The sequence below is a fragment of the Aquabacter sp. genome (assembly GCF_965279295.1).
Lineage (GTDB): Bacteria > Pseudomonadota > Alphaproteobacteria > Rhizobiales > Xanthobacteraceae > Aquabacter.
On the sequence record NZ_CBDIHQ010000001.1, the window covers coordinates 18,004 to 30,731 of the forward strand.

General features: G+C 66.8%; 16 protein-coding genes. 9 read left to right on the forward strand and 7 right to left on the reverse strand.

The genetic code is table 11. From position 1 onward, the window contains the following. Positions 1-31 precede the first annotated feature (31 nt). Positions 32-586, reverse strand: coding sequence for an ActR/PrrA/RegA family redox response regulator transcription factor (locus ADADO0_RS00125; RefSeq protein ID WP_511303008.1), 555 nt, complete (start codon positions 584-586; stop codon positions 32-34). A 175-nt stretch (positions 587-761) separates the two neighbouring features. Then, a complete protein-coding gene (locus tag ADADO0_RS00130) occupies positions 762-2,075 on the reverse strand; it encodes an ActS/PrrB/RegB family redox-sensitive histidine kinase (protein ID WP_511303010.1) in 1,314 nt (437 codons plus the stop codon). A 262-nt stretch (positions 2,076-2,337) separates the two neighbouring features. Between ADADO0_RS00130 and ADADO0_RS00135 the strand changes: the two genes are divergently transcribed. Both ADADO0_RS00135 and ADADO0_RS00140 read left to right on the forward strand, forming a co-directional pair. Continuing rightward, the gene (locus ADADO0_RS00135; protein ID WP_511303012.1) at positions 2,338-3,705 is read left to right on the forward strand and encodes a polyhydroxyalkanoate depolymerase; all 1,368 of its coding nucleotides are present in this window, start codon (positions 2,338-2,340) and stop codon (positions 3,703-3,705) included. 148 nt (positions 3,706-3,853) lie between these two features. Further along, positions 3,854-4,609: a M48 family metallopeptidase gene (locus ADADO0_RS00140; protein ID WP_511303014.1), complete on the forward strand. Its 756-nt coding sequence runs from the start codon at positions 3,854-3,856 to the stop codon at positions 4,607-4,609. A gap of 111 nt (positions 4,610-4,720) precedes the next feature. Here the strand turns inward: ADADO0_RS00140 and ADADO0_RS00145 are convergent, their stop codons facing one another. Beyond that, positions 4,721-6,013, reverse strand: a complete 1,293-nt coding sequence (locus ADADO0_RS00145; protein ID WP_511303016.1) for an MFS transporter — start codon at positions 6,011-6,013, stop codon at positions 4,721-4,723. Between the two features lie 98 nt (positions 6,014-6,111). Between ADADO0_RS00145 and ADADO0_RS00150 the strand changes: the two genes are divergently transcribed. Genes ADADO0_RS00150 through ADADO0_RS00160 form a run of 3 tightly spaced genes read left to right on the forward strand, consistent with a single transcriptional unit; the run spans position 6,112 to position 7,454 of the window. Beyond that, positions 6,112-6,630 (forward strand): TspO/MBR family protein, encoded by a 519-nt coding sequence (locus ADADO0_RS00150; protein ID WP_511303018.1) that lies wholly within the window; start codon positions 6,112-6,114, stop codon positions 6,628-6,630. A gap of 32 nt (positions 6,631-6,662) precedes the next feature. Beyond that, positions 6,663-6,857: a twin transmembrane helix small protein gene (locus ADADO0_RS00155; protein WP_511303020.1), complete on the forward strand. Its 195-nt coding sequence runs from the start codon at positions 6,663-6,665 to the stop codon at positions 6,855-6,857. A 12-nt stretch (positions 6,858-6,869) separates the two neighbouring features. After that, positions 6,870-7,454, forward strand: a complete 585-nt coding sequence (locus ADADO0_RS00160; protein WP_511303021.1) for a cob(I)yrinic acid a,c-diamide adenosyltransferase — start codon at positions 6,870-6,872, stop codon at positions 7,452-7,454. Positions 7,455-7,469: 15 nt separating this feature from the next. Here ADADO0_RS00160 and ADADO0_RS00165 read toward each other — a convergent pair whose 3' ends face one another. After that, positions 7,470-8,147, reverse strand: coding sequence for a LexA family transcriptional regulator (locus ADADO0_RS00165; RefSeq protein ID WP_511303023.1), 678 nt, complete (start codon positions 8,145-8,147; stop codon positions 7,470-7,472). Positions 8,148-8,356: 209 nt separating this feature from the next. On the opposite strand from ADADO0_RS00165, the gene ADADO0_RS00170 reads away from it, so the two are divergent. After that, a complete protein-coding gene (locus tag ADADO0_RS00170) occupies positions 8,357-8,710 on the forward strand; it encodes a DUF952 domain-containing protein (protein ID WP_511303024.1) in 354 nt (117 codons plus the stop codon). Positions 8,711-8,713: 3 nt separating this feature from the next. Here ADADO0_RS00170 and ADADO0_RS00175 read toward each other — a convergent pair whose 3' ends face one another. After that, positions 8,714-9,220, reverse strand: a complete 507-nt coding sequence (locus ADADO0_RS00175) for a tyrosine phosphatase family protein (RefSeq protein ID WP_511303025.1) — start codon at positions 9,218-9,220, stop codon at positions 8,714-8,716. After that, positions 9,217-9,852 (reverse strand): HD domain-containing protein, encoded by a 636-nt coding sequence (locus tag ADADO0_RS00180; RefSeq protein ID WP_511303026.1) that lies wholly within the window; start codon positions 9,850-9,852, stop codon positions 9,217-9,219. Before ADADO0_RS00180 ends, ADADO0_RS00175 begins: the two co-directional genes overlap by 4 nt. A 71-nt stretch (positions 9,853-9,923) precedes the next feature. Here ADADO0_RS00180 and ADADO0_RS00185 point away from each other — a divergent pair, with 71 nt between their 5' ends. The 3 genes from ADADO0_RS00185 to ADADO0_RS00195 all read left to right on the forward strand — a co-directional run bounded on the left by ADADO0_RS00185 (position 9,924) and on the right by ADADO0_RS00195 (position 11,563). Beyond that, complete coding sequence (locus tag ADADO0_RS00185; RefSeq protein ID WP_511303027.1) at positions 9,924-10,379, forward strand: NUDIX hydrolase; 456 nt, start codon at positions 9,924-9,926, stop codon at positions 10,377-10,379. Positions 10,380-10,418: 39 nt separating this feature from the next. Continuing rightward, positions 10,419-11,225, forward strand: coding sequence for a HesA/MoeB/ThiF family protein (locus tag ADADO0_RS00190; RefSeq protein WP_511303028.1), 807 nt, complete (start codon positions 10,419-10,421; stop codon positions 11,223-11,225). Positions 11,226-11,344: 119 nt separating this feature from the next. Then, the gene (locus tag ADADO0_RS00195; protein ID WP_511303029.1) at positions 11,345-11,563 is read left to right on the forward strand and encodes a hypothetical protein; all 219 of its coding nucleotides are present in this window, start codon (positions 11,345-11,347) and stop codon (positions 11,561-11,563) included. A gap of 24 nt (positions 11,564-11,587) precedes the next feature. Here ADADO0_RS00195 and aroB read toward each other — a convergent pair whose 3' ends face one another. Beyond that, positions 11,588-12,727 (reverse strand): 3-dehydroquinate synthase, encoded by a 1,140-nt coding sequence (gene aroB / locus ADADO0_RS00200; protein WP_511303030.1) that lies wholly within the window; start codon positions 12,725-12,727, stop codon positions 11,588-11,590. Position 12,728: the final 1 nt, after the last annotated feature.

Here is a 12,728-nt window from a genome sequence, read left to right on the forward strand (position 1 = left end):
GCGAAGCCATTTCCCGACAAGGCATCCGCGCCTAGCGCGGCGCCCGCTTGGCGAGGATGCGCTGGAGCGTCCTGCGGTGCATGGAGAGCCGGCGGGCGGTCTCGGAGACGTTGCGGCCGCACAGTTCGTAGACCCGCTGGATATGCTCCCACCGCACCCGGTCGGCAGACATTGGGTTTTCTGGCGGCGAGGGCTTGTGGTCGCCGTTGGCCATCAGGGCCGCCACCACGTCGTCGGCATCCGCGGGCTTGGCGAGATAGTCCACCGCGCCCAGCTTTACGGCGGTGACGGCGGTGGCGATGTTGCCATAGCCGGTGAGCACCACGGCGCGGGCGCCGGGACGGCTGCGCTTCAGCGCCGAGATCACGTCGAGGCCGGTGCCGTCGCCGAGCCGCATGTCCACCACCGCATAGGCCGGCGCCGCGCTCTCCACCTGGGCGAGGCCGTCGGCCACCGTCTCGGCGGTGGAAACCGCGAAGCCCCGGCTCTCCAGGGCGCGGGCGAGGCGCTGGAGGAAGGAGCGGTCGTCGTCCACAAGCAGGACGGAGCGTTCGCCTTCAATCTCGGACAGTGGGATCTCGGCCATAGTTTTGTTCTTCCTTAAGACGCGGCTGGAGCGGCCGTTCCGGCTGTGTGGGACCGCTTGTAGGCAGGCCCGTCTCCATAAACGAGGGAGGGCAATTTCGCTGCTGTTGAACCTCGGCGGCTTTTACCCCCGTTTGGGGGCAGAATAGGATACATGGTGGCGTTTTGTCGCACTTTTATGCATCGATAGCCAGCGCGCTGCGCATCCAGGAGATCTTTACCTCGGCCCCGGAGGCGGGGACCGGGCGGTTTTCCACCCACAGGGTGGCGCCGGTGCGCTCCAGCAGGGTTTTAGCGATGAAGAAGCCGAGCCCAAGCCCGCTTTCCTCTTCCGCCGGGCTCTGCCGGTCGCGGGCGCGGCTGGTCACATAGGGCTGGCCGATGCGGTCGCTGACCTCGGGCGAGAAGCCGGGGCCATCGTCGCGCACCACGATCTCCATGCGCGAGGTGGTCCAGCGCGCTTCCAGCTCCACCCGCGTCTTGGCGAAGTCCACGGCATTTTCCACCAGATTGCCCAGGCCGTAGATCAGGCCGGGATTGCGCGCCAGCACCGGCTCGTCCGTGCGGTTCTCTGGCAGGCTGACGGTGATGGTAATGCCGAAATTGCGGTGCGGCTCCACCAGTTCTTCCAGCAGGTGGGAGAGCGGCATGCGATCGAACGGCGCGTCGCCCGAGCCCAGCGATGTCAGGGTCTGGAGAATGTCACGGCACCGCTTCACCTGGTCGCGCAGCAGCAGAATGTCCTCCGCGTAGGGGTCATCCGGCTTCATGGAGCGTTCCATCTCCTTCACCACCAGCGCGATGGTGGCGAGTGGTGTGCCGAGTTCGTGCGCCGCCGCCGCCGCCAGCCCGTCGAGTTGGGAGAGATGCTGCTCACGCGCCAGGACCAGTTCGGTGGCGGCGAGCGCGTCGGCCAGCTCGCGCGCCTCTTCCGCCACCCGCCAGGAATGCAGCCCGATGAAGCCGATGGACACCGTGATCGAGACCCAGATGCCTGCCAGGAACAGGTCCGGCAGCATCGGCTGGTCGGGGCCGGACCAGGGCAGCGGCTGGTGGAACAGGCCCACCGCTCCCGCGCAGGTGATGGCGAACACGCCCAGGACGACAGTAGTGGACCACGACAAAGCGGCCGCCGAGATCATCACCGGGGCGAGATAGAGCAGCGCGAACGGGTTGTTCAGCCCGCCGGTGAGGTAGAGCAGGGCGGTCAGCTGCAGCACGTCATAGGCGAGCAGCGGACCGGCGGCGAAATCGCCGAGGCGTTGGGCGATGGGGAAGCGCACCCGCAAAAGCAGGTTCGCCAAGACCGAAAGCGCCACCGCCCCGAGGCAGGCGACGATTGGCAGGGGAAAGCCGAGCAGCACATAGACCACGAACAGCGAGACGCTCTGCCCCGCCACCGCCAGCCAGCGCAGTCGGATCAGCGTGTCGAGCCGCAGCCCCATGGAGCGGCCATTGGGAAACGTGAAGGCAGAGGAGGTGGCAATCATGAAAGGGGGGCCGCAAACCGGGGTGGGTGGAACCATAGAAGCGCCAAAAGCGTCTTTATTCAAGAAGTTACACGATCCTATGTCGCCCGGGCGAGAGCAAAACCGCGCGGTTTCGTTGTTCATTCGTTCAGTGTTTGGAGAGATCCTCGAAAGCATAGTTGTGTATGACCGTGCGGTTTATCTTATGGATCTTTCCTCGTGATTGACCGTTTGGCAGGTGCAGGACAATCTTTGGTCCTGGAATGAGGATGAGGTACGCAAGATGGCGATCGGAGAATTCGGCGGTGCTGTGAAGCAACCGGCCGTTGGAGGAACCACCCTCTCGGCGCCGCTGTATTGGATGTATGAGATGACCCATGCGGCGCTCAATCCATCCCGTGCCATGGCCGGCGCAAGCCGCATGTTCCTCAAGAATCCCATGAACCCGGCGGCCCACACCACCATGGGGAAATCCATGGCCGCGGGCTTTGAATTGTTCGAGCGCGCCACGCGCCGCTATGCCAAGCCAGACTGGAATCTGCCCTACACCCTGGTGGGTGGCACGCGGGTCCCGGTCCATATCAATCCGGTGTGGGAACGCCCGTTCTGCCGACTGCTGCATTTCGAGCGCGCGTTCGAGTATCCGCCGCGCAGGCCGCAGCCCAAGCTGATCGTGGTCGCGCCCATGTCGGGCCATTACGCCACCCTCCTGCGCGGCACGGTGGAAGCCTTGCTGCCGACCCACGACGTCTATGTGACCGATTGGGCCGACGCCAAGATGGTGCCGATGGCGGAGGGCCGGTTCACCCTTGATCTCTACGTCGATTATCTCATCTCCATCTTCCGCCGCATGGGCGGGGACTGCCATGTCCTGGCGGTCTGCCAGCCGGCGGTGCCGGTCGCCATGGCGGTGGCGCGGATGGAGGCGACCGACGATCCCTGCGCGCCGAAATCCATGATCCTCATGGGCGGTCCGATCGACACGCGCGAATCCCCCACCGCCGTGAACCAGCTCGCAGTGGAGCGGGGCATCGACTTCTTCCGCCGCAATGTCATCACCAGCGTGCCCTGGCCCCATCCCGGCGCGCAGCGCGAGGTGTATCCCGGCTTTCTCCAGCTCAATGGCTTCATGACCATGAATCTGGATCGCCATCTGATCGCCCATTACGATCTGTTCCGGCACCTGATCCAGGGCGACGGCGACAGCGCCGAGAAGCATCGCGAGTTCTATGACGAATATCTCGCCGTCATGGATCTGGACGCCGCCTTCTATCTTGAGACTGTGGACAACGTGTTCATCCGCCACGCCCTGCCGAAGGGCGAGATGACCCATCGCGGCGAGCCGGTGCGGATGGAGGCGATCCGTAACGTCGCGCTGATGACGGTTGAAGGAGAGAAGGACGATATTTCCGGCGTCGGCCAGACCTATGCCGCCCATCGCCTGTGTCCGAACATCCCGGACGACAAGCGGGCCCATTGGCTCCAGCCGGGGGTCGGCCATTACGGCGTGTTCAACGGCTCGCGCTTCCGTTCTGAGATTGCGCCGCGCATTTCCGACTTTATCCTGAGCCAGGAATTCGCCCGTCGTGAGGAAGTGCAGGGCGATGGCGCCACGGTCACCACGCTGCGGCCCCGGCTGGTAACACCGTAATTTCGATCAAATATCGCCATTGGAGCGCGGCCCCCGCCCTCTTTTCAGGGGCCGCTTTCACACCCTAGGATGGATGGGAAGGCGATTCGCCGCGTCGGACGTGCGCGCGGCGTGTGCGCCAGAGCCCCGTTTTTCCTGTTGGATTGCCATGCTGTTTCGCAGGCAGGACAGGCCGCCCGCCATGCGGGCGCCGGAATGGATCGAGCTTGCGCTTGATGACGAGGTGGTGCGCGTGTCCGTGCGCCGCCATCCGTCCGCGCGCCGGCTGACGCTACGCGTGCGCGCGGCGACGCGTGATGTCGCCGTGACCGCTCCTCCCGGCATTTCTTTCGCTACAGCAGATGCTTTCGTGCAACGCCATGCCGGCTGGGTGCGCGCGCGCCTCGTGCGGCTGCCGGAGGCGGTGCCGTTCGTGGACGGCGCGGTCATCCCACTGCGCGGGGTGCCTCACCGCATCGTCCATCGCCTCGGCGCGCGCGGCACCTGCTGGACCGAGCAGGACGCGGACGGCGAGGCGCTGCTGTGCGTCGCCGGCGATCTCCCGCATCTGGCGCGGCGGGTGCAGGATTTCCTGAAGCGCGGCGCCCGCGCCGATCTGGTGGAGGCGGTGCAGCGGCATGCTGCGGCGCTGAAGGTGGAGGTCGGCCCCGTCACCCTGCGCGACACCTCAAGCCGCTGGGGCTCGTGCTCGGCGGATGGGGCGCTGTCGTTCTCCTGGCGGCTCATTCTCGCGCCGGCCCATGTGCTGGACTATCTCGCCGCCCATGAGGTGGCGCACCGGCTGGAGATGAACCACGGCCCGCGCTACTGGCGCAATGTGGAGCGCATCTTCCCCGGCCGCCGGGCGGCCGAGGCCTGGCTCAAGACCCACGGCGCCGGCCTGCATCGGTTCGGCGCCGCCTGAGGGGCGCGCCTCCCGAACAAGATGTCGGGGGTTTTTCCCCTTGCCGAGTGGGAGGGTCACGCGCGCAAGGGCGGCACTCTCAAATCTCAAACGCAGCCATCTGCGTGCGCGTTACCCGGCGCGGCTGCGCTCGCGGACGATCAGGCCGCTGCCGATGGCCGAGCCCATGATGCACAGCGCCACGATGTAGTGGGCGTGGGCGAACGGGTCGACCTGTAGCGCCAGGGTCACGGCGAGCGGGGTGAGGCCGCCGAACACAGCGTATGAGACGTTGTAGGAGAAGGAGACGCCGGAAAACGCCACCGAGGGCGGGAACGCCCGCACCATGATGAACGGGACCACCGAGATCATGCCCACCGTAAAGCCCGCCAGGGCATAGAGCGGCATCAGGAGGTCCGGCCGCACGGCGACGAAATGGTAAAGCGCCAGTGAGGAGGCGGCGAGTGCCGCCGACCCCAGGCCCAGGACCCGCCCGGCGCCGAACCGGTCGCACAGCAGGCCGGTGATGATGCAGCCGGCCGACAAGGTGAGGGTGGCGAGGCTGTTGGCGGTGAGCGCGGTCGCGGCGTCGATATGGTAGCGGGTCTGGAGCAGGGTGGGGGTCATGAGGATGACCACCACGATCGCCGCAGAGAGCAGCCAGGTGAGCGCCATGGAGAGCAGCACCTGCGGTCCGAAGTTGCGGATCACCACCTTCACCGGCAGTTCGGACGCCAGCGCCTTGCGCGCCTTCATCTCCTTGAAGACCGGCGTCTCCTCGAGCCAGGAGCGCAGATAGACCGCGCAGAAGCCGAACACGCCGCCCAGCAGGAACGGGATGCGCCAGGCATAATCATGGATGTCCGCCGCGCTGAAGCCGCGATTGATGGCGGTGGCCACCAGGGAGCCGAGCAGAATGCCCGATGTCAGCCCGCAGGTGAGGATGCCGCAGGCGAGGCCGATGCGCTTCGCCGGCACATGCTCCGACACGAACACCCAGGCGCCCGGCACCTCGCCGCCGATCGCCGCGCCTTGCAGCACCCGCATCAGCAGCAGCAGGAGCGGCGCGGCATAGCCGATGGAATGGAAGGTCGGCAGGCAGGAGATGCCGAAGGTGGAGAGCGCCATCAGGAAGATGGACAGGGTGAACATGCGCTTGCGGCCGAGCGTGTCGCCGAAATGCGCCAGCAGGATGCCGCCCAGGGGACGCGCCAGATAACCGGCGGCGAAAATGCCGAACGCCTGGAGCTGCACCAGCCAGTCGGGAATGCCGGGCGGGAAAAACAGGTTGCCCAGCACCACCACGAAATAGACGAAGATGATGAAATCATAGAATTCCAGCGCCCCGCCGAGAGCTGAAAGGGCCAGGGTGCGCAGGTCCGAGCGCGTGAGGCGCGGCGCGGCGGTCTTGGAAAGGTCGGTCATGGCGGTGCTTTGCCTCCGAAGCGACGCAAATTCAAGACTTTCTCGCGCATGGCCGGCCTGTCTTGACGGCGCGGGGCGGTTCGACCGAGGCTGTCGCCATGAATGAGTTCTTCTCCAACGCGCTGTTTAAGCCGCGCACGACGCTTGTCGCCTCTCTCATCCGGCTGCTGGTTTGCTTCCTCCTGGTGGCTACCGTGAGCGGACTTGGGGCTGCGGCCACCTATCCCCAGATCCCCACTTGGTATGCCGGGCTCGCCAAGCCGGAATGGACCCCGCCCAACAGCGCCTTCCCGATTGTGTGGACCGTGCTCTACGCCTTGATGGGCATGGCGCTCTGGCGCCTGTGGGACCGGGCGCCGGAAACCCCCATGCGTGGCAGGGCAATCCGGCTGTTCCTGCTGCAACTGGCGCTCAATGCGCTCTGGTCGCCGGTGTTCTTTGGTCTGCACGCGCTGGTGGGCGGGCTTGTGATCATCGTGGCGCTGGTATTGGCGTTGGTGGCGACGCTGCGGGCGGCGTCCCTGGCGGATGATGTGGCGGGCTGGCTGCTGGTGCCCTATGTGCCGTGGGTGCTTTATGCTGCCGCCCTCAACGGCGCGCTGGTCTATCTGAATTGACGCAAGCCCCGACCGGGGCGAAGGTTGCCGCCATGCTGAATTGGACCATCTATCTCCTCATTCCGATCGCGCTCGCCATGGTCGCGGGCGTTCTGGTGCTTGGGCTTGTGAACCTGGCCGCCGGCGGATCGCCGCGCCGCTCGCAGAAGCTGATGCAGATGCGGGTGCTGTTCCAGTTCCTCGCCATCGTGCTGGTGATGATCACCATCTACGCCATGCGCCACTAGGCACGCCGCAATATGGTCAAGCTCAACAAGATCTACACCCGCACCGGAGACGACGGCACCACCGGCCTCGGCTCGGGCGAGCGCGTCCTCAAACACGATCTGCGGGTTGAGGCCTATGGCACCGTGGACGAGGCCAATTCCGCCATCGGCATCGCCCGGCTCCACCTCGCCGGGCTTCCCGAGGTGGATGGCGTCCTCAGCCGGGTGCAGAACGATCTGTTCGATCTCGGCGCCGACCTCTGCACGCCGGAGCGTCCCGGCGCGGCGCCGCTCGCCTACGAGCCCCTGCGCATCGTCGCCTCTCAGGTGGACAAGCTGGAGGCGGATATCGACCGGCTGAATGCCGATCTTGCGCCCCTGCGCTCCTTCGTGCTGCCGGGCGGTGAACCGGCGGCGGCCTATCTGCACCAGGCGCGCACGGTGTCGCGCCGGGCGGAGCGGCTGATGGTGGCGCTGTCGCAGGTGCCGCAGGAAAGCGTCGGCAAGACCGCGATCCAATACGTCAACCGCCTGTCCGACCTGCTGTTCGTGGCGAGCCGCTATGTGAACGCGCGCGGCGTCGGCGATGTCCTCTGGGTGCCTGGCGCCAGCCGGTGAGGGCCAGCCGCTGGATTATTGCGTCGCCCAGATGATGCGGGCGATCCATAGGACATCCGAGAGCGGGAACTGAATGTCTTCGTGCGCCGGGTTCACCGAGCGCAGTTCGACCGTCTTGGCGGTCTTGCGCACCAGTTCCTTGGCGAGCACCTCGCCCTCGCGGGTCTTCACGATCACCCGGTCGCCGCGCCGCACCGATGCGGCGGGGGAGACGATGACCACGTCGCCTTCGCGATAGACCGGCTGCATGCTGTCGCCGAAGATTTCCAGCGCATAGGCGTGCTCGTCCTCGACCGCGGGGAAGACGATCTCGTCCCACCCGCCGCCGACGGGAAAGCCGGCATCGTCGAAATATCCGCCCTTCCCCGCCTGGGCGAGGCCGATATGAGGGATCGCGCGCAGGCGCGGCGGTGGCGGCGGCTCCTCGGCGAAGGCGATCTCGCGCGTCCGGGCGGTGCCGGCGGCGCCATCGAGCAGGGCCGTGAAGTCATCCACGGTGGCGCCGGTTGCGGCCAGTACCTTGGCGAGGCTTTCGGTGGAGGGCCAGCGCGGCCGGCCATCGGGGGTGATGCGCTTGGAGCGGTTGAAGGCGGTGGAATCCAGGCCCGATCGCTTGGCAAGGCCGGAAGCGGAAAGACCGTATTGCGCGGCGAGGCGATCCAGGGCGCCCCAGACTTGTCCATGGGTCAGCATGAGTGTCCTGCGATCCGTTTCCAGCGGTGTTCAACTTTCACGCGAAGATGCGATTCTGCCTCGCGCCGCCGCATGATGATTCCTGAGGGCGAACAGTACCTTTAGGAAAATAAGTATTCAATCCGGCAAATAAAGGAACTATTTCCCCCGCCTCGTCATACCGCCAATTCTGTCTTGGCCTCGGCGTCCGGGCAGGGCTAGAAAAGGATATGACGACGCGTCCCGCCCTCATCTACAAGATCGCCCCTGCCGCTCTGTGGGAACAGGCAAGGCAGGCGGGCCGGTTCGACGGTGCGCCGGTCGACCTTGCCGACGGCTTCATTCATTTCTCCACGGCCGCGCAGGTGGGCGAGACCGCCCGGCGGCATTTCGCCGGCCAGGGCGATCTCCTGCTGATCGCCATCGACACCTGGGAATTGGGCGACGCGCTCGCCTGGGAGCCCTCGCGCGGAGGCGATCTGTTTCCCCACCTCTACGGCCCGCTGGATCTGCGCGCGGTGCGGTGGGAGATGCCGCTGCCGTTCGGCCCGGATGGCGCCCATCTCCTTCCGACCCTCGACTGAGCCTCAGTCGAGCGCGAGGCCGAAGGGTTCGCCCTCGAATGCGTCGCGCCCGCGCCCGATCGCGGCGATGGCTTTGACCATGCGCCCCTCCCGCCCCAACGCGGCGTCGGCCAGGGCGATGATGCGGGCGTTGGGCGTCGCGGTGGGAGAGGCCGCCCGCAGCCGCGATGCCAGCTCCGTCTCGTCCCGCCCTGGCAGCAGCGCGCAGAGCGTGACATAGGCGGCGGCCGTGGAGCGGGAGATGCCGGCATAGCAGTGGATCACCAGCGGCGCCTCGCGCGGCCAGCTTCCGACGAACTCCAGCAGCTCATGCATATGGGCTTCCGCGGGCGCCACCAGCCCCTCGACCTCGTCGACGATGTCGTTCAGGCCGAGAAACAGATGGTTTGTCGGGTCGACATTGCTCGGGCGCGTCAGCACCGTGTTGCCATTGATCAGGGTGATCACATGGCGCGCGCCGGTCGCCTCCACGGTTTCGTGCAGGCGGGCAAGGGAGCAGACATGGATCATCGCGCAAGCTCCTCGAAACGGGCGAGAAACCGGCTCTTGGCGGTCTCGGCGGTCCAGGGGGTGAGGTAGTCTCTTTCCACGGCGGGATCGAGGCGGGTCGGTTGGCCGAAGAAGCGCCGCGCCTCGGGGCTGGAAAACCCCGCGAGCCGGGTCGCCTCAAGATAGGCGGAGGAGCGATCCGCCGCCTTGACGATCTTCACCAGGGCTTCGGGCCAGACGGCGGGCAGGCCGAAGCGCAGGCTGATGGCGGCGAGCAGCCGCGCCTCCACCGCCTTGTAGTCGCCGCCGAGCACCGCCTTGAACGGCGAGATCATGTCGCCGATGACATATTCCGGTGCGTCGTGCAGCAGCAAAGCGAGGCGCCAGCGATGGTCGATATCCGGCGTGGCACGGCGCGAGATGCGCTCCACCAGCAAGGCGTGCTGGGCGACGGAGAAGATGTTGTCCCCGCTGGTCTGCCCGTTCCACCGCGCCACCCGCGATAGGCCGTGAGCGATGTCCTCGATCTCGATGTCCAGCGGCGAGGGGTCGAGCAGGTCCAGCCGCCGGCCTGACAGCATGCGCTGCCACGCCCGCGGAGGCTCGGCTTGAGGCGGGCTGGAGGGGCGAAGCGGGGTCTGTGGCGGGGTCATCACGAATCGCGTGTGGCTGTCAGCCAGCGAAGGTAAGGTGGCCGCGCTGGGGCACAAGAGCGGGCGGGCGCATGACGCAAACCAAAAACACGGCGCCGGAAATTCGGCCGACCATCGCGGCGAGTGCGGCGGTGTTTCGCGACGGGCGGGTGCTCCTGGCCAAGCGCGGCTTTGCCCCCGGCCTTGGCTTGTGGAGCCTTCCCGGCGGACGGGTCGAGCCGGGCGAAAGCGTCGCAGAAACGGCCGCGCGGGAGGTGATGGAGGAGGTGGGCGTCATCATCGAGGTTCTCGGCGTCGCGGCAGTGCTGGACTTCATCTCGCACGGGGATGACGGCGCACTGGCGAGCCATTTCGTGGTGATCGCCCATGCCGCCCTCTGGCGCGCCAACGAGCCTATGCCCGGCCCGGAAGCCACCGAAGTCGGCTGGTTCCTGCCGGAAGAGGTCGCGGGCCTCGCCGCGACACGCGGGCTCGCCGATGTGGTGCGCAAGGCCGCCCATTTGCTTGAGCCGCTTTCGGTGGCGTGAGCCCGTGACGTCGGCGCCTTGGCGCACTAGATAAGCCTCATGGCCTTCTCTCCCGAAGAAATCGAACGCTACGCCCGCCACATCGTTTTGCGCGACGTGGGGGGGCCGGGGCAGAAAAAGCTCAAGGCGGCCAGCGTTTTGGTGGTCGGCGCGGGCGGGCTCGGGGCGCCGGTGCTGCTTTATCTCGCGGCGGCCGGGGTGGGCCGGCTGGTGCTGGTGGATGACGACGAGGTCTCGCTCTCCAATCTCCAGCGCCAGGTGATTCACGGCACGCCGGATCTTGGCCGCCCCAAGGTGGAGAGCGCGCGGGACTTCGTTGCCGCGCTGAACCCCCATGTGGAGATGGAGCTTCACCGCACCCGGCTCGATGCCGCCAATGCGCTGGCGCTGGTGTCATCCGTGGATGTGGTGGTGGATGGGTCGGACAATTTCACCACGCGCTATCTCGTGTCCGATGCCTGTGCCCTGGCGAAGCGGCCCCTGGTGACGGCGGCGCTCGGCGCCTTCGATGCCACCGTCACGACGCTGCGGCCGCACGAGAGCGGGCCGGACGGCCTGCCCAACCCGACCTATCGCTGCCTGTTTCCCGAGGCACCGCCGCCCGGTACGGTGGCGCCTTGCGCGGAAGCCGGGGTGCTGGGCGCCCTTGCCGGTATCGCCGGCTCCATCGCCGCGCTGGAGGTGATCCGCGCCATCGTCGGGTTCGGGGAGGGCCTGGTGGGCAAGCTGCTGATGATCGACGCGCTCTCCATGCGGTTCGAGACGCTGAGCTATGCCTATGACCCCGAGAACCCGCTGACCGGAGATGCGCCGCGCATCACCGACCTGTCAGAACACGCAGCGTAGGGCTCCATAAAGATTCAGGCGTTCGAGGACCAAAAAGGCCGGGAACCTTCACCGTAAACGCGGGTTTATATCTCGAACAGCGCGACACGCGCTCTGCTTCGGACGCAAGGAAACCTGCCATGGGCTCGATCTCCCGGATACCGACTGCTTCTCCCCTGCGCATCGTGATCGGCAATGATGAGCGTGAAGTTCGCTCGCTGCGGGAAGCCAAGCTGTTCCTGCGCGAACACAAGGCGGGTGCCCTTGCTGATTTCATTCTCGCCGAAGTGGACCCGAAGGCGCCCGGCGCCCTGGTTGCCTTCCGCGACCGTCTGGAAATGGTTCGCGCCTGCCTCTGAGCCGGATTTGGAGCGTGCCAGCCGTCAGGCCGCACGCACCTCTTCCAGGAAGCTGCGCACCTGCGCGGCGTCCACATCCTTGGCGATGAAGGCGCGGCCGATGCCGTGAACCAAGATGAAGGTCAAAGCCCCCCGGCTGACCTTCTTGTCCTGAGCGATCAGGGCCATCAGCCCATCCGTGTCGGGCAACGCGCCGGGCACGTCGGCGATCCGGGTCGGCAGGCCCATCGCCGCAAGGTGCCGCGTCATGCGCACTACGTCCTGTCCCGCGCACAGGCCCATCCGCGCGGAATATGCAAACGCCAGACACATGCCGATGGAGACCGCCTCGCCGTGCAGCAGGCGATCGGAAAAGCCCGCGCCTGCTTCGAGCGCGTGGCCGAAGGTATGGCCGAGATTGAGGAGAGCCCGGTCGCCGGTTTCCTTTTCATCGCGGGCGACGATGGCCGCCTTGGCCATGCAGCTTGCCGCCACGGCTTCGCCGCGCGCTTCGCCGCCGGCGATCACTTCGCTGCCCTTGGCTTCCAGCCAGTCGAACAGCGCAGCATCCCCCAGCAGCCCGTACTTCGCGACTTCTGCATAGCCGGAGCGGACCTCGCGGTCCGGCAGCGTGTCGAGCGCCGCCGTATCCGCCACCACCAGAACCGGCTGGTGAAATGCGCCGACGAGATTTTTCCCTTGGGGTGAATTGATTCCGGTCTTTCCGCCCACCGAGGAATCCACCTGCGACAGCAAGGTGGTGGGTGCCTGGACGATATCGACCCCCCGCCGCACCACGGCAGCGGCGAAGCCCGCGAGATCGCCCACCACGCCGCCCCCCAGGGCCAGCACGAGATCACGCCGCTCGACGCGGGCGGCGATCAGCCCTTCCGCAACCTGTTCAAGGCCGGCATAGGATTTGGTCTTCTCGCCCGGTGTTACCACGATGTTGGCGGAGGTGATGCCCGCCGCCCGCAGCGAGGTTTCCACCGTGTCGAGATGGTGCGCGGCGACATTGGTGTCGGTGACGATTGCCACCCGCGCGCCCGGCCGCAGCGCCGCGATGCGCGCGCCGATGCCGGTGAGCAGGCCGGCACCGATGGCGATGTCATAGGGGCGGCCGGCGAGATCGACGCGCAGAAGGCGCGCGTCGGGCGCGGACGAAACGGGCGATGCCGCCGGCATG

Bases quoted from the DNA above. Each gene is read 5' to 3' on its own strand.
- ADADO0_RS00190 (WP_511303028.1), top strand. From the start codon at position 10,419: ATGGCCTTCTCTCCCGAAGAAATCGAACGCTACGCCCGCCACATCGTT.
- aroB (WP_511303030.1), bottom strand. From the start codon at position 12,727: ATGCCGGCGGCATCGCCCGTTTCGTCCGCGCCCGACGCGCGCCTTCTG.
- ADADO0_RS00125 (WP_511303008.1), bottom strand. From the start codon at position 586: ATGGCCGAGATCCCACTGTCCGAGATTGAAGGCGAACGCTCCGTCCTG.
- ADADO0_RS00155 (WP_511303020.1), top strand. From the start codon at position 6,663: ATGCTGAATTGGACCATCTATCTCCTCATTCCGATCGCGCTCGCCATG.
- ADADO0_RS00135 (WP_511303012.1), top strand. From the start codon at position 2,338: ATGGCGATCGGAGAATTCGGCGGTGCTGTGAAGCAACCGGCCGTTGGA.
- ADADO0_RS00180 (WP_511303026.1), bottom strand. From the start codon at position 9,852: ATGACCCCGCCACAGACCCCGCTTCGCCCCTCCAGCCCGCCTCAAGCC.
- ADADO0_RS00170 (WP_511303024.1), top strand. From the start codon at position 8,357: ATGACGACGCGTCCCGCCCTCATCTACAAGATCGCCCCTGCCGCTCTG.
- ADADO0_RS00150 (WP_511303018.1), top strand. From the start codon at position 6,112: ATGAATGAGTTCTTCTCCAACGCGCTGTTTAAGCCGCGCACGACGCTT.
- ADADO0_RS00130 (WP_511303010.1), bottom strand. From the start codon at position 2,075: ATGATTGCCACCTCCTCTGCCTTCACGTTTCCCAATGGCCGCTCCATG.
- ADADO0_RS00175 (WP_511303025.1), bottom strand. From the start codon at position 9,220: ATGATCCATGTCTGCTCCCTTGCCCGCCTGCACGAAACCGTGGAGGCG.
- ADADO0_RS00160 (WP_511303021.1), top strand. From the start codon at position 6,870: ATGGTCAAGCTCAACAAGATCTACACCCGCACCGGAGACGACGGCACC.
- ADADO0_RS00195 (WP_511303029.1), top strand. From the start codon at position 11,345: ATGGGCTCGATCTCCCGGATACCGACTGCTTCTCCCCTGCGCATCGTG.
- ADADO0_RS00185 (WP_511303027.1), top strand. From the start codon at position 9,924: ATGACGCAAACCAAAAACACGGCGCCGGAAATTCGGCCGACCATCGCG.
- ADADO0_RS00165 (WP_511303023.1), bottom strand. From the start codon at position 8,147: ATGCTGACCCATGGACAAGTCTGGGGCGCCCTGGATCGCCTCGCCGCG.
- ADADO0_RS00140 (WP_511303014.1), top strand. From the start codon at position 3,854: ATGCTGTTTCGCAGGCAGGACAGGCCGCCCGCCATGCGGGCGCCGGAA.
- ADADO0_RS00145 (WP_511303016.1), bottom strand. From the start codon at position 6,013: ATGACCGACCTTTCCAAGACCGCCGCGCCGCGCCTCACGCGCTCGGAC.